The organism is Pseudomonas sp. NPDC089741 (genome assembly GCF_044748825.1).
Classification (GTDB): Bacteria; Pseudomonadota; Gammaproteobacteria; order Pseudomonadales; family Pseudomonadaceae; genus Aquipseudomonas; species Aquipseudomonas helmanticensis.
Map to the genome: position 1 here is coordinate 25,712 of NZ_JBIVGT010000036.1, position 17,483 is coordinate 43,194.

The following is a 17,483-nucleotide window of genomic DNA, read 5'->3' on the forward strand; positions in this document are numbered from 1 at the left end:
AGCCATGGCGATCAAACAATTAATAAAACGCACCAGTGGCTGGCTCTATCTCAATTCATCCGTGGGCCGCAACCAGTTGCACGGCGCCGGGGTGATTCTGATGCTGCACCGGGTGCTGGCCAACGACCGCGCCGCCGACCTGCCGCATCGCAATGAATTGTGCGTCGGGCCGAAAGCCTTCGAGCATTTGCTGGTGTGGCTGCGCAAACATTTCGATTGCGTGCCGCTGATGGAAATCCTCCAGCCCAACTCGTTGCGCACCGAGCGTCCACGGGTGGCACTGACCTTCGATGACGGCTGGCGCGACAATGCGGTCAACGCCTTCCCGTTGCTGCAAAAACATCAGGTACCGGCGAGTATTTTTCTCTCCACCGATTTCATTGGCAGCCGTCAGCGTTTCTGGTGGGAAAGCCTCGGCGAAACCCTCTGGGGCAGCCACGGCGACAAGGCGCGGATGCACCTGATCGAATGCCTGCACAGCCTGCATCACCCGTTGCCGGTATTGCTCGATGACATCGACGTCGACCGGCGCAGCCTGGCGCTGCTGCATTACCTGCAAGGGTTGAAGTCGATTGACCCGCAGGAGCTGGAACGGCTGACCGATGAATGTCCACAGGAGTCGCAACCGCAAGCGCTGGATTGGCATCAAGTGCGCGCGCTGGAGGCTTCCGGTCTGGTGCGCTTCGGCCCGCACGGTGCCAGCCACGCGATCCTCACCGGCCTCGACGATGTGCGTTTGGACGAAGAAATCACTCGCAGCCGCGATGCCCTGTACAACGGCTGCAACCGGCCATTGCCGGTGTATTGCTACCCCAATGGCGACAACGATGAACGCGTACGCCAACAGATCGCCAGCCATGACTATCCGTTTGCGCTGGGCACCGGCACCGGCATTTATCGCGGCGAAGGCGATCCGCTGAACCTGCCGCGTTTCGGTGTCAGCCAGCGCACCGCGCGCAATCCCGAACTGCTGTCGTGGCGGATATTTCGCGGGGCGCGGCCATGAGCCGAGGCAACTACCTCAGGCATCTGGCGCTGAGCATGGGCACCAAACTGGCGATGATCGCCCTGCGCTTGCTGCGCAACGTGCTGCTGGCGCGGATTCTCGGGCCGAGTGAGCGCGGGCTGTTTGCGTTGCTCAGCACCTTGCCGGATCTGATCAGCGCGGCCACCAGTGGCGGCTTGAATTCGGCGGTCGGCTATCAAGCGGCCAAGCAACGGCCGATGGGTTTGCTGCTCAGTCAGGTGTTGGTGTTCGGTTGTTTGCTGGCGGCGTTGCTGACCTTGCTGGTAGTGGCGTTGGTGCGCGAATTCGGCACTGAACTGGATATAACGATGCAGCTTGGCTTGCTCGCCTGGCTGTTGCTGCTGGCGGTGCCGCTGACCGTATTGAAAAGTGGTTTGCTGACACTGCACAACGCCTCCGGCGGCGTGGTGGCGTTCAATGCCTTGCGTCTGGTCGAGTCGCTGGCGCCGCTGCTGCTGTTTCTTGCGCTGTTCTGGATGTGGAAAAGCGCTGCCCTCGAAGCGGCGCTGATCAGTTGGCTGGCCGGGATCAGTCTGGTGGTGCTGGTCGGTTGGGTCTGGCTCAAACGTGCGCAGCCGTTGCAGTTGCAATGGGACCGCGCCAGCCAGAAAGAACTGCTGCGCTACAGCGCGCGCAGTCATCCGGATCTGCTCTTCCAGCAAGTGATCCTGCGTTCGGATTACCTGTTTATCGGCGCCCTGCTCGGCAGCACCGCACTCGGTCATTATGCGATGGCCAGCGCTGCCGCCGAATTGCTGCTGATCGTCCCGGAAGCGGTGACCACACCACTGATGAAACGCCTGCTGCAACAGGACGAAGGCATGGACAAGGTCACACCGCTGGCCCTGCGTTTGACGGCGACGGTGATGCTCGGCGCCTGCCTGACCATGGCGGTGATTGGCGAATGGCTGATCGTCACGCTGTTTGGTGCGGCGTATCAGCCGGCGTATCCAGCGCTGCTGGCGTTGCTGCCAGGGCTGTTGGGTCTGTGCTACGCGAGCATCCTGCGTCTCGATTTGCTCGGCAAGAATCGTCCCGGCACGGTGTCGTTGCTGATGGGGCTGGGCGCGCTGCTGAATCTGGCGCTGAACCTGGTGATGATTCCGGCGTACGGGATTGTCGGTGCGGCGGCGGCTTCGTCGATTGCCTATCTGGCGGTGACCGTGGCGATGCTGGTGCTTTATTGCCGTTTGAGCGGCGTGCCGTTCTGGCAAACGCTGATCATTCTGCCGCGCGACGTCATGCCGATGTGGCTGATGCTGCAACGGAAAACCGCATGAAAGGCCTGGCGCTGCTGCTCGGTCTCGGCCTGTCGCTGGACGCCTTTGCGGCGTCGATGCGTTGGGGCGAGATCCGTGACGGCAGTCTGTATCTGCAAGCCGATCGGCCGGACACGGTGACCGTGCGCTGGACGCCGGCGTGGCAGGCCGAGGCCAATGAAGAGCATCTGTATCTGCTCGATGGTCAGGGCAAACTGGCGGGTGACCGGTTTATAAAAGCCAGCGAAGTGCGTGGCAGTCAGAGCTGGCCGCTACTGCCCGGCGCGGCCAGTTATCGGCTGGAGATTACTGGCTACAGCTTCCGCAATTACCGCGTCGAACACGACGAGCGCACGGTGGCGTTGTTCGCCCCGGCAAAAGTGCATTTCAGCGCCGACACGCACAATGGCGACGAGTTGTATTTCAAGGTCGCGCCGGGTGAACACGCGGTGCTGGCGGGCAAGTTTCATGGCGGCGTCAGTGGTTTGCAGGCGCAGCGGGTCGGCGATGATCAGCAACTGACGCTGGCGCTGAAACCCTATCGCGCCTATTGGCAGTTCGATCAACTTGCCCTGCCGGTCAGCGAACGCGAACAGATCTGGCGCCTGCGTCTGCAAGGCAGCGGCAAAGCGGCTTTTTGGCTCGATGGCACGGCCAATCTGTTTGCGCAGAATCCGCAGCAACTGAAAGCGCTGCGTGAAGACGCCGGGCAGACCCGCTTGACCCTGCACGATAAAGTTCTCGGGCGCACGCCGGATCTCGGCATCGCCCTGCCCTACGTGATGCCGCCGCCCGCCAGTCATGCCGCGCTTGATGCGCTGAAACCGACGGCGGCGAGTTACTACAGTTTTGTCGATGTGATGGCGAAGAATGCACATTTCGAAGATGCGTTCCGGCAGGTGTATCAGGATCGTTTCGGCATCAAGCAGGACATTACCCTGCTGGCCGGCAGTCAGCGTCAGGCCGATCTGCGCGCCGATGTGCAAAGCAACAGCGGCCTCGACGCGTGGCTGGCCGGCACTCGTGCGCTCGGTGGCAAAGGTACGCACTACATCGGTTTTGCCGATGAGCCGAACCTCAACTATTCCAGCTACGCGCAATATCAGGCGATTTTCACCAGCATGGCCCGCCAGGTGCGCAGCGATCCGGCGAATGCCAAGGCTGGCGTACGCATCGCCATGCCGGCCAGTTCGCGCCTGGTCAACGGGCCGTTCGCCGATAACGCGGCGAGCAAGCGCGGGATCGACTGGGCGCGGCGCTTGCTCAGCGAATCGGGCGATCAGGTCGATGCGCTGGCGTGGCACGAATGGATGATCCGCGACCTGCTCGCCACCCGCGTCTACCGCGACAGCGTGCATCGCGCCGCCGAACTGGTCGGCCTCGACGCCAAGGGTCAGCCGCGCAAAGCCTTGCTGCTCGACCAGACCAACATGTCCAGCGGCTCCAGCCTCAGCCCCTACGATCAGGAAACTCACTACGCTTCGCTGTGGTGGGCTTCGGTGGTGATCAACGCTTCGCAGGATGGCTTGCTGAGCATGCTCAACTGGTTCCAGGCCGCCGATGAGCCACAGTATCCCAAGGGTATGTTGCGGGTTGTGGGCGACGACCATTTCGAGTTGAAACCGGTCGGTCTGGCCCAGCAATTCATCGCACAGCACTGGCTGCATCAGGTGCTGTGGCTGGAAAACGATGCGTTCGAAGTCGACGTGCTGGCGATGGCCGGCGACGATCAGCGTGGCTTGCTCGGGGTGAACAAAGGCACGCGTCTGCAACGTGTCGACTTGAGCGGCGCCAAATGCCCGCTGAACAACGGCGCCCTGCGCTACTTCGGCGCCGACAACCGCAGTCGCGACGCGCCGTTTACCTGCCGCGATGGACGCGTGAGCTTTGAGTTGCCGGGACAAACCCTGTTTGCACTCAGCTGGATCGCGTCATGAAGCCAATTGCGAACATTCATGAGAAAGGCCAGGCGAACTTTAACCCCGATGTGATTGAGCTTTTGTGGCGAGGGGATTTATCCCCGTTCGGCTGCGCAGCAGTCGTCGCTTCTTATCCTGTTAAAGCGGGGCCGCTTCGCAGCCCAACGGGGATAAATCCCCTCGCCACAGGAGTTCTCTCAACAATTGGGGTCGCTGCGCCGAAAGGTTCAGGAGCACACACCATGGGCATCGTCAGCAAACTCAGCGAACACATCAAGCAAAAAGGCCTGCGCGCCACTTTGGCGAAAGCCTGGAAACACTACGTTTTTTCCCATCAGGAACTGCTGTGGATGGAGCGCGATCTGGTCAGCCCGGTGCCACCGCACAGCCTCAAACCCTACCCGCCGCTGCGGGTGGTGAAAATCACACCGGACAACGCCAGTGCCTTCGCGCGCTACTTCGGCGACCGCGTCGGCACCATGGCCGAACTGGCCAACGAGGGCCACACCGGGCACATGCACCTGGACGATCAGGGCGATGCCGTGGCGTTCATCTGGGGCAGCTCGCGGGACTATTTCGACCGGCATTACTACGGCTGCATGTTCCCGGTGAAACCCGGCGAGTTCTTCGAGTTTGGCGGTGAACTGACACGCGCCTATTGGGGCACCGAGCTGTCGGTGGATCTGCAACTGGAGCTGTGGAAAGCCATGGCCGCGCAAGGCTGCGACAAGGTCGTCGACGTCTGCGAATTTCACAACATTCCGGCGCTCAAGCTGCATTTGCGCATGGGCTATACCGAGCAGAACCGCATCATGAATGTGTACACCCTGTTCGGCCGCTGGCGCTTCTACCGTGAAAGCCGCTACAGCGGCTCACGCCTCGATGCGCTGCGCAAACCGTCCCGTCCACCCGTAACAGCCACGGCGGCCTGAGCCTATGCTGACGCGATTCGAATGGCGCACTTCGCTGTGCGCCGCCGACTTCCCGGCAACTGCGTATGAAGCGCTGCGCCTGCAGGTGACGGATCACACGCCGTTCAACAACCTTGGCTGGTTGTGTGCGGCCGAGCAGGCCCTTGGCGAGGGTGAGCGTCTGCACATCCTGCTGAGTTGGGAGGCGGACGAATTACGCCTGTGCCTGCCGCTGGTGGCGAGTCGCGAGCGCTTTGCTGGCGTGCCGTTTCGGGTCTTGCATCACTTGGGCTATCCGCTGTCGGATCGCCTGGCGCTGTTGTCTTTGCTGGGCAGCGAAGACATGGGCAAGGCGCTGGTGTTGATTCGCCAACGTCTGCCCCACGCAATGCTGCAACTCAATGAGCTGTCCGAACCTGTCGGTGAAGAAAGTGCGCTGACCGAATGGATGGCGCGCAGCTCGACCGGTGAACGAAGGCTGAGTTGTCGGGTGCCGGTGCACCTGATCAGTGAGACCGATCATCAGGAAGTCTCCGGTGACCCACGCTACAAGCTGCGGCGGGCGCGCAAGCGAATTGCCGCGTGTGGTGCCGAAGTGCACCGGATCATTCCCGATGCGATGAGCATGGGGCCGCTGCTGCAGGTCATCAGCGAAGTCGAAGCAGTGAGCTGGAAAGGTGATGAAGGTGTGGGGATTTTCGCCGGTGAACGCAGTCGACAATTGATCGAACGCGCCTTCACCGCCCTCGCCGGCCAAGGTCTGGTGCGCGTGGTGACGCTGGAGTTGAACGGGCGTTGCATCAGCTATCGCCTCGGTCTGCTCGAACAGGGTCGGCTCTACGATTACAACCTCGCCTTCCTGCCGCAATACGCCGATCTGGGCAGCGGTCGGGTGTTGCTGGAAGAGTGGATTCGCTGGGGCCTGGATGACCACTGGCGCTGGATCGACGCTTCACGCGTCAGTCTGGAAAACTCCAGCCATCAACTGCACGAACGCATGAGCGGACAACTGGAACACTGGCGCTGGAGTTTTTATTCCTGGCGTCCGGGCGGCATCGTCCTCGGTCTGGGCCTGCGCCTGTGGCATCGACTGAAACCGCACGTGCAAGCCTGGCGCGCGCGCCGTGCCGAGCATGCGAAACCCACACTGAAACCTGTCGCAGTCACCACGGAGGGCGAACATGCCTCGCCAAGTCATAGTCAACGCTGACGATTTCGGCCTCAGCCCAAACGAAAACGCGGTGATCCTCGCTGCGTTTCAGGCCGGGGTCATCAGCTCCGCCACGGCCATGGCCAACATGCCGGCGTTTGAAGCAGCCTGCGCAATGGCCCGCCATCCGAGCCTGCAAGGCCGGGTTGGCCTGCACTTCAACCTGACCTACGGTCGCCCCTTGAGCCAAGCGATTCTGGCACGTCGCACCTTCTGCGATGACTTCGGTGTGTTCGACCTGAGCCTGCCGCGCCACAGCTTCTGGCTGGGCCGCGAGGATCGTGAAGCGGTGCGCGAAGAGTTGCAGGCGCAGTGGCAACGTTGCGTCGATCACGGCATGCGCCCCAGCCATATCGACTCTCACCAGCACGTGCACAACATCTGGCCGATTGGCGAGATCGTCGCGCGCTTCGCCGCGCATCAGGGTGTACCGATTCGCCTGGCACGCAATCTGGGGCGCAACCTCAGCCTGCCCAAGCGCGTCTTCAAGGGTTTGCTCAATTGGCGTTTGCAGAATCTGGCCGGTGTGACGGCCGACTATGTGTGCACGCCGATTGACCTGCGCAACGACACTTCGCCGACCGACGGCGTGCTGGAAATCGTCGCTCATCCGACTCAGCTCGGCAGCGATTTTGGTGATGCCTATCTCAATCCCGACGAATCCCTGAGCCGCGTGCTAGAGCAGCGGCTGGCCGGGGTTGCACGGGTTTCCTACACCGATCTGAACAAGGATTTTCTACGCGGTGCCGCAGCACTCGATTGAGTTACATACCTTGCAATACTTTCGAAGATGGCACTTTGAAATGAATTTGCACAGGTGATCTATACCCTCAAAAGCACCATCCACAACACCCGGGCTACGGCCACGGAGGGCATCATGAGCGTCATCGAAAAACTACAAGAACGCATCCGGCAAAAAGGCTTGGGCCGCACTTTCGGCACGCTGTGGAAACGCTACGTGTTCTTCCATTGGGAACTGTTGTGGATGGAACGCGACCTGGTCAGCCCGGTGCCGCCGCACAAACTGCGCCCTTACGATGGGCTGCGCAAAGTCGACATCACCACGGAAAATGCCGGGGCGTTCGCCAAACATTTTGGTGATCGCGTGGAGACCATGGCGGAGCTGGCGGCCGAGGGTCACACCGGGCACATGTACCTCGATGCGGATGGGCATGCGGTGGGGTTTATCTGGGGCAGTCTGCGTGATTATCACGACCGTCATTATTACGGCTGCACGTTCGCGGTAAAGCCCGGGGAATTCTTTGAGTTTGGCGGTGAAATGACCCGCGCGTATTTCGGCAGCAGCCTGTCGGTAGATGTGCAGGTGGCGCTGTGGGAAGCGATGGCGGCCAAAGGCTGCAACAAGGTGGTGGATGTTTGCGAGACGCACAATATTCCGGCGCTGAAGCTGCATATCCGCATGGGCTATCACGAGCAGGGGCGTGTGATGAACGTCTACTGCCTGTTCGGTCGCTGGAAGTTTTTCCGGGAGACGCGGTATGAGGGTTCACGGCTGGAACCGCTGCGCAAACCAGGGCGGCCGGTGGTGAGTGCGGCGGCGCGGGCTTGATTCAGATCTGAAATGTTGGGGCGATCATGAGGCCTCTTCGCGAGCAAGCTCAGCTCCCACAAGGGTGCTGCTGTGCGCCGGAGACCCTTGTAGGAGCTGCCGCAGGCTGCGATCTTTTGACTTTGAAGATCAAAAGATCGCAGCCTGCGGCAGCTCCTACAGGTTTCAGATTTTAGTGGCGATGAGGGTAAAGCACATCGGCATCTGCGCTTGCTGATTCAGATACTGGTCATACACCTCTTCCCGATTCGAATGCGCATACTCCTTGAAGTGCGCGATGTTCAGCCCGGCCGCAATCGCACCGCTGAAGATGGCGCCAAGGTTATGCACAAACCAATAAGACTTCGCCGCCTGCTGCTCGACTTTGCCGACGTAGACAATCGGCTCTTCCTGCACAAACGGCTCGGCGCGGAAGTACGAGCTGGCGAGGCGGTACGGATCTTCGCCATCGGGGTCGACCATTTCCAGGAACGGATGAGTTTCGTAGATCACCAGTTTGCCGCCCGGTTTCAGGGTCTTCGCAACGTGGCCGAAGAACTCGCCGATATCGGGCATCCAGTTGAGAACACCGATGGTGATCAGCGCCACGTCGAAGCGATTGTGCAAGGACGCTGGCAGGTGATGGATATCGCTTTCGATGAACTCGGCGTTGTGCGGCGAACGCTTGTTCAGCTCCCGCGCCTGTTCGAGAAACGCCGCCGACTGGTCGACACCGACCACACTGCGCGCGCCGAGCGCGAACAACGAAAGACTCTCGCGACCGTTGTTGCAGCCCAGTTGAATCACATCCTTGCCGTCGACCTCAAGCAACCCGCTCAACGTCTCATCGAGGCAAGAAAAATCCGCCTGCGCAACTTCGCCGAGTAATGCCCGCCAGTCAGGCGAATCCTGGTGATGGCGGGCGGAATCGTTCCACGCCTGTCGATTGCTGTCGATGGCGGTTTTATTGTTGGGCACTTCCATGGCGCACTCCGGACGATGCTCGTGATTGAGCGGATCCGAGTCTAGTTCAGCCCGCCAATCCCGGTTGTTACAAACTTGTAAACCACCCCCCTGTAGGAGCTGCCGCAGGCTGCGATCTTTTGATCTTGTTTTTAAGATCAAGATCAAAAGATCGCAGCCTGCGGCAGCTCCTACAAATGAAGCGATCGTTGCCTACAAATGCCGACGATTTTTCAAGGTTTGATAGAAGACTTGGCTGACTGCTCGCCTGTATCTACTTGGATACAGTCGGGCAATGAATTATCTTATTCGACAAACAGCGGTATTTCAGGCTTGGCACCAATCGGTTCGAGACCTGCGGGCCAAGGTGGCCATCGCCCGCCGCATTGATCGGGCTTCAACAGGAAATCTCGGCGACGTCAGATCGGTGGGTGATGGCGTCTCTGAAATGCGCGTAGATGTGGGTGCGGGCTTTCGGGTGTATTTCACGATGCGTAACGGTGCAGTCATCGTTCTTTTGGCTGGAGGCGACAAATCTTCAAAAAACGCAGACATCCGACGCGCACAAAAAATGGCTAAGGAGGTTTAACCATGAGCCAGACGTTGACGAATTTCGACATGGCAGCACTGCTGGACAGTGACGAAGCCATCAGCGAATACCTGTCTCAGGTACTCGCAGACGGGGATAACGAAGAGTTTCTTCGCGCAATCGGCTACGTGCTCAAGGCGCGCGGGATGACGCAGATAGCCAAAACTTCTGGCATGGGTCGCGAGAGTCTGTACAAGGCGTTCGCACCGGGTGCAAAACCGCGCTTCGACACGGTTTTGAAAGTTATTCATGCCCTTGGCATCGATCTTTACGCACAGCCGGGGCACGTGAGCCACCCGATTTCCTGAGTGTAGGAGCTGCCGGAGGCTCGGGCCGCGTTCGGACGATCTTTGGATCTTTCTTTTCAAGATCAAAAGATCAAAAGATCAAAAGATCAAAAGATCGCAGCCTTCGGCAGCTCCTACATCGGTTTCGTGGGGGCAGCTATAGTTAATAGCCTTGGGGAAAACCGTATTTGCAGGTACCGCCATGTATAGGCTCGATCGGCTGCTGTTGATGGGTTGTCTGCTTGCTGCCAGTCAGGCGCAAGCGCTGGACAGCAATTTTGTTTACTACGGGCCGAACCAGCCCTTCGCTCACCCTGCCCCGTATTCGCTGAGTTCCACGCCGCCCAAGTCTTATGACGATACGGCGCCGCAGGATTTTGTGGTGATCCCGGGTGACCACGAGTTCTCCGATTCGCAATTGCCGACGGTGGCGGATGCGACGGTGCGGGTGTTTATCCGCACGTACGATGCCGAGCGCGGGATATATGTGAATGACGAGGTACTGGATCCGGGGTGTTTGCTGGAGTGTCTGAGCCGGCAGCAGCAACACTGAATACCGAACGCCTACTGTAGGAGCTGTCGCAGGCTGCGATCTTTTGATCTTGATCTTAAAAACGAGATCAAAAGATCGCAGCCTGCGGCAGCTCCTACATTGTCGTGTACGCCCGTTACCACTGGCGTTTGTCGGGGCGGGCGAGGCCGAGTTTTTCGATGCGGTAGCGCAGCATGTCGCGGCTCAGGCCCAGCAGGCGCGCGGATTTGGTGACGTTCCAGTCGGTCTTGTCGAGCATCTTGCGCACCATGTCGCGTTCGACTTCCGGCAGGTTCATCGATTCGGTGTTGCTCGCCGGGCGTGGTTCGTAATGCATTGGCGCTTCATGGATATGCAGCGGTGGCTCGTCGACCAGGCTCATGCACACGTTCAACTGATGTGCGGCGATGGTGTCGCTCGGCGCCAGCAACACGGTCTGCTCAAGCATGTTGCGCAGTTCGCGCACGTTGCCCGGCCAGGTGTAACTGAGCAGCAGCTCCTCAGCCTGCTGGCTGAAATGCAGGTTCGGTTTGCCGTAGCGTTTGCCATGGCTGGCAAGGAAGTGCCGCGCCAACAGCAAAATATCCTCGCCCCGGGCATACAAACGCGGCACCTTGATCGAGATGATCCGCAAGCGGAAGAACAGATCGCGGCGGAATTTGCCCTGCTGCACCATCTGTTCAAGGTTGCAGTTGGTCGCGCTGATCACCCGCAGGTTGACCTTGCGCTCCTTCACGGAACCGACCCGGCGAATCGTTCGATCCTCGAGCAACTTCAAAATCTTCGCCTGCAACAGCAGGTCCATCTCGCCGATCTCGTCAAGAAACAGCGTGCCGCCATCCGCCGCTTCCACCAGTCCGACACGGCGATCCTTGGCGTCGGTGAACGCGCCTTTCTCATGACCGAACAGCTCCGACTCGACCAGATTCGAGGGGATCGACGCGCAGTTGAATTCAATGAACGGGCCTTTGCTGCGCGGGCCGTCGAAGTGCAGCGCACGGGCCACCAATTCTTTACCGGTGCCGGTCTCGCCTTCGACCAGAACCGGCGGCAAATCGGTGTTGGCCATGCGCCGCTCGGCATCGAGCAATTGGCCGATGGTGTTTTTCAGATACTGCATCGGCGCCGAGTCGCCGATCAGCGCCTGCACCCCGGATTTCTGCGCCTCGCGTTCCTGATAGAACGACAGCGTGCGCTCCATGCGCTCGGTGGCCAACGCCTTGTCGAGCAGCAGTTTCAGTTCCGCCAACGCCACCGGTTTGGTCACGTAATGAAAGGCGCCCTCCTTCATCGCCACCACCGCATCTTCGACGTTGCCGTAACCGGTCATCATGATCACTTTCAGATCCGGCGCGCTGATGCGCAGCTTCTGGATCAGGTCATGACCGCTCATGCCCGGCAGCGAGTTGTCGGTCAGCACGATGTCAGGCATGAAGCTGCCCAACTGCTCCAGTGCGTCTTCGGCCGAATGGCAGACCGTCACCTCGAAGTCCTTGCGCTCCAGGTAGGTCTGAATATTTTCGGCCAGCAGTTCGTCATCTTCGACCAGCAGAATGCTGTGCTCCATATTCCCCTCCCGATGCCACTTTGAAGTTGAGACTGACGCGGGTTCCTTCCTGCTCGCGACTGGTCAGCACGACCGAACCTGCGAAACGCTCCATGATTCTTTTGACCAACGCCAGGCCGACCCCGAGGCCGCCCTGTTTGGTGGTGAAAAACGGTTTGAACACCAGCAGTTGCTGCGGCGCGCTCATGCCCTTGCCGGTGTCGCTCAGGGTCATGCGTACGCAGTCTGGCTGCGGCGTGGCGAATTCGACGCTGAGCACGCCGCCCTTGGGCATGGCTTCCAGGGCGTTGGCAAACAGGCTATTGAGGATTTGCGTGAGCAGCACCTTCTGACTGAGCACTGGCGGGCAGATTTGCGGATTGAATCGCACCTCGACGCGGCTGCGCTGGATCAACGCATCGAAGGCGCCCAGGGTGTCCTCGACCGCCAGCACCAGATCGACCGCCTCGCCGTCGTCATTCATTGGCCGCAGCGACACCAGCAGTTCTCGCACCCAGCGCGACATGCGGTCGACCTGGCTGATGATGTCGCCGATGTTGCGTTGCGCGCCGGAGCTGGCCACTTCCTGGGCCAGTTCGGCGCTGGAGCGAATGGTCGCCAGCGGATTGCGCAGGCTGTGCGCCACCGCCGAGGACATTTCGCCGAGGGCGACAAAGGTTTCGTTGCTGATCAGTTGTTGCTGCTGGCTCTGCAGCAATGTCGCCGCACGGCGGACGATCCAGAACAAGGCGAGAAAGATCGCCGCACCACCAAAAAACGTCGCCGCCCAGATCGAAGCGAAACCACGGTCGATACGATCAACCAGATCCGCCGGTTCCTTGTAGATTTCGACCATGGCGATGACTTTGCTTTTGTCGGCGTTGAACATCGGGATGTAGTTCTCGATGAACAGGTATTTCGGTTCGCGCAGCAGACGTTGCTCGGGGCGTTCGTCGTCGATTTTGTGATAGCTGGAGGAGACCGGCACTCTCATTTCGAACGACTCGTCGAGCTCGTCGTCGTCCTCGATGTGCACGCCGATCAGCTCGGCATTGGTCGACCAGATCACCGTGCGATCCAGCGCATACACGGTGGCCAGCAAAATATCCGGCAGATGTTCGACGTGATCGAGAAACTCGCTGCGCGCCGCCGCATGCGCTTCGGGATCGACATCGGGGTATTTGCCGTCCTGACGCATATCGAGCATTTCACCCATGGTGCGCGCCGGGTTGATGCCGGCGTGGCGCATTTCCGCTTCGCCGATGGCCTGGACGAATTGCGCGGTCAGCAGCGCATCGCGCTCGACGCTTTCAGTGACGACAAAACGCGTGGAGATGTAACCGAGCCCCAGCGCCACGGCCGCGATGATGAAAAAACTTGCGAGCGAGAACCAGCGCAGCAGATTGAACTGCTCGCGCCATCCCTTGCTGACTGCTGCCGGTGCGTGCGGCGCAGGTGTTTTTTGTGCTTCCAGTCGCTGCATGGGAGTGCCCTGGAGTATTTGTATCGAGCCGGTTACAGCCATCAGTGTAGGTGGCTCTGACCGCGACACACGGTTCAATGATGCTCTTTCGCCGCTACTGCATCCGACTCACTGTCGCGGCGCTATCGCCCGGTGTTACTGGCGTCAAGCCGCCGTCGGCCATGGCTTTGGCGGTCGTTTGCTGACGCTCGGTTTCGTCACTGAGGAAGTCGATGATCGACTGCGCCGACGCTTCGTCGAGGCGCAGGTTGGGCATCGGGATTCGCTCGAATTGTTCATACAGTTTTAGGGCAATCGGGTCTTTTTCCGCGAGCAGGCGATCCGGTTCGCGAATCCAGCGATTCAGCCATTGCGGATCGCGATTGCGCGTTACGCCGATCAGGTCGGGGCCGATGCTGCGCATGCCGATGCCCTGACCGTCCTGCGGGCCGAGGCTGTGGCACGACGCGCAACGGGTGCGGAACAACTCTTCGCCATTGCTCGGCGGGCGGATGTCCGGGGCGTTGGCGTAGCTTTCTTCGACGCTGGGCTGTTTCCAGTTTTGCAGGGTGTTGGCCAGTTGATCGGCGAGGATCCACGGGTTCTCGAACGGCGAGGCTTTCATCCAGCGCCCGGTGCTCTGGTTGCCGACGATCAGGCTGAGGTTGTGGTCTTTGCTGCGACCGTTGTCGACGCCTTCGATGAACAGCCCGAGCTTCTTGCGCAGGTCGGTGACGTCTTCGAATTCACCGGTGAGAAATTTCCAGCCGGGACCGACCTTGAAGCGCTGCGCATAGGCCTTGAGCACTTCGGGCGTATCGCTGAGCGGATCGATGCTGATCGAGTAGAAAAAGATGTCTTGGCCGACGCGATCGCCGAGCAGTTTCTGCACTTGGCGCAAGCGTGCGGTTTCCAGTGGGCAGGAGTCGCTGCACGAGGTGAAGATGAAGTTGATCACCACCACTTTGTCTTTGATCAGGTCATCGAAGAAATGCACCTGCTGACCGTCCTGATCGGTCAGCAAAGTGTTGGGGAAGTAGTCGCCACCCCACGGGGTGGCGGATTCACTGGCCGCTGGCGGTTCACCGACACTGGCCTGGTGCGCCAGCAGCACGCGGCTGCCGAGCACACAGACCACCAGCATCAGCACCAGGTGCATGCCCAGCGCGCGGGAACGCGGAGTTTGTGTTGGCATGACGGCGCGCTCGCGGTTCATTTTTTCACGGTCACTTGCGGGCCGAAGCCATCGCCGTTGCGGAAGGTTGGCAGCGCGGCGGAGTTGACGTAGCGCACACCGTCCCAGCTTGGCAAAGGCGTCGGCATCAACTGCAATTGCCCGGGCTTCTCAAGGTCCCAACGCAGCAGCATCGAGTTGTCCTCATGCTGGGTGTTGTGACAGTGCTCCATGTAGGTCCCGGCGAACTCGCGGAAGTTGATCGCCATCTCGACGCTGTCCAGCCCATCGTTTTCCGAACCGATGCGATAGACGTCCTTGCGCGCCCATTTTTCCCATTCTGGCGGTGCCTTGCCGCCGCGACTGAGGATGATCCCCTCTTCGAAGTGCACGTGCACCGGATGGCTCCAGCCCTTGCCGCCAGCCTTGATGTTCCACACTTCGAGGGTGCCGAATCCGGTGACCCCGGCATCGGTCGGGCCGCTGGACAGTTGCGTCGAAGCATTCAGGCGACGCGGGTCCATGTGGAAGCCGAAACCGCCATCGGTCTTGACCGTCCACGGCGCTTCATCGGTGCCGTCGGAACGGCCGAAGGTGAAGGTGCGGTGACGGGCGTTGGCCAGCAGGGCTTTATCGGCAGCGTTGTCGCGATGGATCTTCAGCGGGATCATCACCAGCCCTTCCGCCTTGCCCGGTTTGGCCGGTTCGTAGGCTGCCGGGTCCATGGCCAGATCCTGGCCGGTGTAGGCCTTCACGTTGAGCTGCAAGACCTTGCCCACCGCCGGATCGCCCTTGTCCCACTGCGGGCCTTTGCTGCTCTGCTTGATCACCGCGAGGTATTTCTCGGAGAGCACGTCGGCCAGCGAGATCACTTCTTTCGGGCCTTTGCCGTCGTCGTGGGCCTGCAGGTTGAGGAAGAACACCTTGTCGCCAGGCTTGATGCCGTTTTTGCCGAAGTTGACGATGATGTCGAAGCGCTCGGCGATGCCCTGGGTCGGCAGAATCGCGTTGTGGTTCTGTTTATCGCCATCGGCGTCCAGGTCCATCGTGCCGTCGAACGGTACGCTGTGCTCCATGATGTTGCCGTCGTTGGCGATCATGTGGAACGGTACACGGCTGTACGACACGCCGGAGTTTTTCGGCCCCTGGAACTCGCCGCCGCTGCCTTTGATTTCACGCACCAGCGCCAGTTTGAAGTAACGCGACACCGAGCCGTTGAGGATACGGAAACGGTAGCTGCGTGCGCGCACGTCCAGCGTCGGTTTCCACTGCCAGTTGACCAACACCTGATCGCCAAGGAAGCCATCGGTGTTGAACGGGTTGAACCACAGCTGACCTTCCTGATCCCAGGCCTTGTCGGCGAACACCAGGTTGACGTCATAGTCGCGGTTACCCCACGGCAGCGCACTGCCGCTGGGCAGGCGCAGGTTGACGCCGTCGTTCACCGACTCGTTACCGCGATCGAGGGCGCTGTAATAGTTCATCATCGCCGCGTTGCCCTTGTAGACGTTCTGCGCGGTGAAATCGAGCATGTGGTCGTGGAACCAGTGGGTGCTCATGGTTTCGCGCCAGTCGCCACGGATCTTGATGGTGCCGTGGTCGCAGGTCTTTTTCGCCGGCGCCAGGTCGTTGACCCACAGGGTTTCGCCCGGTGCGCAAGGAAATGCCGCGCGCGGATCTTCGGCCTTGGTGTTGATGCTGTCGTAACCGGCGAGCTGGATCGGCCAGCGATAATCGTAGAACTGCCCCGGAAAGAAAAATGCGTTGGCATAGCCATCGCTTTCCGCCGGCGCGTGGCCGTTGTGTTCGTGGGTGCTGATCGTGTGCAGGCCGAAACCACGGTTGGCCGCGGGATCGATCGGCAGGCCGTTGTAGTGACGCATCATAACCGGCTGGCCGTAACGCACCATCAACAGTTTCGGCGGCAGCGTGCCGTCGAAGGTCCACACCGCGTTGTGGTTCTGCACCGGCATGTTCGGGTGGAAGCGCGCATCGACGCCTTTGGCCGTGCCGTCCGTCAGCGGTACACCCGCGACGTTGTGGTACAGGCCGCCGGCGCCGAATTCGCCCACTGCGTAATGGTGCATCTGCACGCTGTCACGCAGGCCACCATTGAGCCGCGCGCCAGTCTGCGCGGTTTTGTAGGCGACTTGCGGGTAGAACTCGTTCCAGCGCTGGTGCGCCCAGCCTTTTCCTGGCGGCCGCCCTTCAGCGGACGAGCCGATATGGCGGTTGAGGAACACTTCGATCTGCGCCTGCCACGGGTTGCGGTCGACCACGTTGGCGAACTGGCTGGGGAACGGGGTCAGCCCCGGTTGGCGCAGGAACGCATCAAGGGCAGTGCCGGGTGGCGCACTGCGCGCGACGTTGTTCGGGTCTTGCGCCGGCGCCGGGCCAATCGCTGCCGGCGGGAATGGCAGCGGCGCGGCCGGGGTGGTCGGGTCGAGTTTTTCCGGGCCGAACTCTTCGAACAGGGTCAACTGCTGGGTGAACGGCTGTGCGCCATAGAGCGGGCTCGGCTTGCCGTTGGTGGGGTAGTTGAAACTGGTCTGCACGGTCGGCGGCAGGATGTTTTCTGCGCGAGTGGTATCACGCGAGCCTTTCACACCGTCGGGCAAATCGAAGGAATCTTCGTTGGCCTCGGGCATGGTCAGGATAGCGTTGAGCGCCGTCGCCTCGTCCGTCGGTTCGTCGTAGTACGCCGATGGATCGGAGGTTTCTGGCTGACGCTCATCATCGATGGGGCTGGCGCGAACGCCGGCCATCGTGCCGAGGGTCAACATCAGAAACACGCTCAAGGGCGTCAGCAGAAAGGTTTTGCTTGGGTCACGCGTTGTTCTGTCCATCACCAGCCGCCTCATCAAGGAAGGGGTGATGGTGTTTTGCAACTAGCGCGCCAAGAAATCATTTCTAGTTGTAACAGTGACTTGCGATGCCTGTGGTGTCCCCCACTCCCCGGTGACCGGGGCTTGACACCCAGTGATGGGGGAAGTTCACAATTTTTTTCAGCTTATAAGGCCGATGTAGGAGCTGCCGAAGGCTGCGATCTTTTGAT

General features: G+C 60.4%; 15 protein-coding genes. 10 read left to right on the forward strand and 5 right to left on the reverse strand.

The genetic code is table 11. From position 1 onward, the window contains the following. Positions 1-4: 4 nt before the first annotated feature. The 7 genes from ACIPZE_RS24645 (at position 5) to ACIPZE_RS24675 (ending at position 7,896) form a co-directional block, all read left to right on the forward strand. Positions 5-1,006 (forward strand): polysaccharide deacetylase family protein, encoded by a 1,002-nt coding sequence (locus ACIPZE_RS24645; protein ID WP_400775872.1) that lies wholly within the window; start codon positions 5-7, stop codon positions 1,004-1,006. After that, on the forward strand, positions 1,003-2,307 hold the full coding sequence (locus ACIPZE_RS24650) for a lipopolysaccharide biosynthesis protein (protein WP_283435876.1): 1,305 nt from the start codon (positions 1,003-1,005) through the stop codon (positions 2,305-2,307). The genes ACIPZE_RS24645 and ACIPZE_RS24650 overlap by 4 nt, the downstream gene beginning before the upstream one ends. After that, on the forward strand, positions 2,304-4,223 hold the full coding sequence (locus tag ACIPZE_RS24655) for a hypothetical protein (RefSeq protein WP_400775875.1): 1,920 nt from the start codon (positions 2,304-2,306) through the stop codon (positions 4,221-4,223). Before ACIPZE_RS24650 ends, ACIPZE_RS24655 begins: the two co-directional genes overlap by 4 nt. A 224-nt stretch (positions 4,224-4,447) precedes the next feature. Continuing rightward, a complete protein-coding gene (locus tag ACIPZE_RS24660; RefSeq protein ID WP_400775878.1) occupies positions 4,448-5,137 on the forward strand; it encodes an N-acetyltransferase in 690 nt (229 codons plus the stop codon). 4 nt (positions 5,138-5,141) lie between these two features. Next, on the forward strand, positions 5,142-6,326 hold the full coding sequence (locus ACIPZE_RS24665; protein ID WP_400775881.1) for a GNAT family N-acetyltransferase: 1,185 nt from the start codon (positions 5,142-5,144) through the stop codon (positions 6,324-6,326). After that, entirely contained in the window at positions 6,298-7,089 is a 792-nt protein-coding gene (locus ACIPZE_RS24670) for a ChbG/HpnK family deacetylase (protein WP_283435873.1), read from the forward strand. Before ACIPZE_RS24665 ends, ACIPZE_RS24670 begins: the two co-directional genes overlap by 29 nt. A gap of 114 nt (positions 7,090-7,203) precedes the next feature. Beyond that, on the forward strand, positions 7,204-7,896 hold the full coding sequence (locus ACIPZE_RS24675; RefSeq protein WP_129394662.1) for a GNAT family N-acetyltransferase: 693 nt from the start codon (positions 7,204-7,206) through the stop codon (positions 7,894-7,896). A 165-nt stretch (positions 7,897-8,061) separates the two neighbouring features. On the opposite strand, the gene ACIPZE_RS24680 is transcribed toward ACIPZE_RS24675, so the two are convergent. Then, complete coding sequence (locus tag ACIPZE_RS24680) at positions 8,062-8,859, reverse strand: class I SAM-dependent methyltransferase (protein ID WP_400775884.1); 798 nt, start codon at positions 8,857-8,859, stop codon at positions 8,062-8,064. 274 nt (positions 8,860-9,133) lie between these two features. Here ACIPZE_RS24680 and ACIPZE_RS24685 point away from each other — a divergent pair, with 274 nt between their 5' ends. The 3 genes from ACIPZE_RS24685 (at position 9,134) to ACIPZE_RS24695 (ending at position 10,267) form a co-directional block, all read left to right on the forward strand. Beyond that, entirely contained in the window at positions 9,134-9,427 is a 294-nt protein-coding gene (locus ACIPZE_RS24685; RefSeq protein WP_400775887.1) for a type II toxin-antitoxin system RelE/ParE family toxin, read from the forward strand. A 2-nt stretch (positions 9,428-9,429) separates the two neighbouring features. Beyond that, complete coding sequence (locus ACIPZE_RS24690; protein ID WP_400775890.1) at positions 9,430-9,735, forward strand: addiction module antidote protein; 306 nt, start codon at positions 9,430-9,432, stop codon at positions 9,733-9,735. A gap of 181 nt (positions 9,736-9,916) precedes the next feature. Beyond that, on the forward strand, positions 9,917-10,267 hold the full coding sequence (locus ACIPZE_RS24695; protein ID WP_400775893.1) for a hypothetical protein: 351 nt from the start codon (positions 9,917-9,919) through the stop codon (positions 10,265-10,267). A 115-nt stretch (positions 10,268-10,382) separates the two neighbouring features. Here ACIPZE_RS24695 and ACIPZE_RS24700 read toward each other — a convergent pair whose 3' ends face one another. The 4 genes from ACIPZE_RS24700 to ACIPZE_RS24715 all read right to left on the reverse strand — a co-directional run bounded on the left by ACIPZE_RS24700 (position 10,383) and on the right by ACIPZE_RS24715 (position 17,274). Beyond that, positions 10,383-11,813, reverse strand: a complete 1,431-nt coding sequence (locus ACIPZE_RS24700; RefSeq protein ID WP_400775896.1) for a sigma-54-dependent transcriptional regulator — start codon at positions 11,811-11,813, stop codon at positions 10,383-10,385. Continuing rightward, positions 11,782-13,275, reverse strand: coding sequence for a sensor histidine kinase (locus tag ACIPZE_RS24705; protein ID WP_400775898.1), 1,494 nt, complete (start codon positions 13,273-13,275; stop codon positions 11,782-11,784). The genes ACIPZE_RS24700 and ACIPZE_RS24705 overlap by 32 nt, the downstream gene beginning before the upstream one ends. Positions 13,276-13,369: 94 nt before the next feature. Further along, positions 13,370-14,449, reverse strand: coding sequence for an SCO family protein (locus tag ACIPZE_RS24710; RefSeq protein ID WP_400775901.1), 1,080 nt, complete (start codon positions 14,447-14,449; stop codon positions 13,370-13,372). 17 nt (positions 14,450-14,466) lie between these two features. After that, entirely contained in the window at positions 14,467-17,274 is a 2,808-nt protein-coding gene (locus ACIPZE_RS24715; protein ID WP_400775904.1) for a multicopper oxidase domain-containing protein, read from the reverse strand. Positions 17,275-17,483 lie beyond the last annotated feature (209 nt).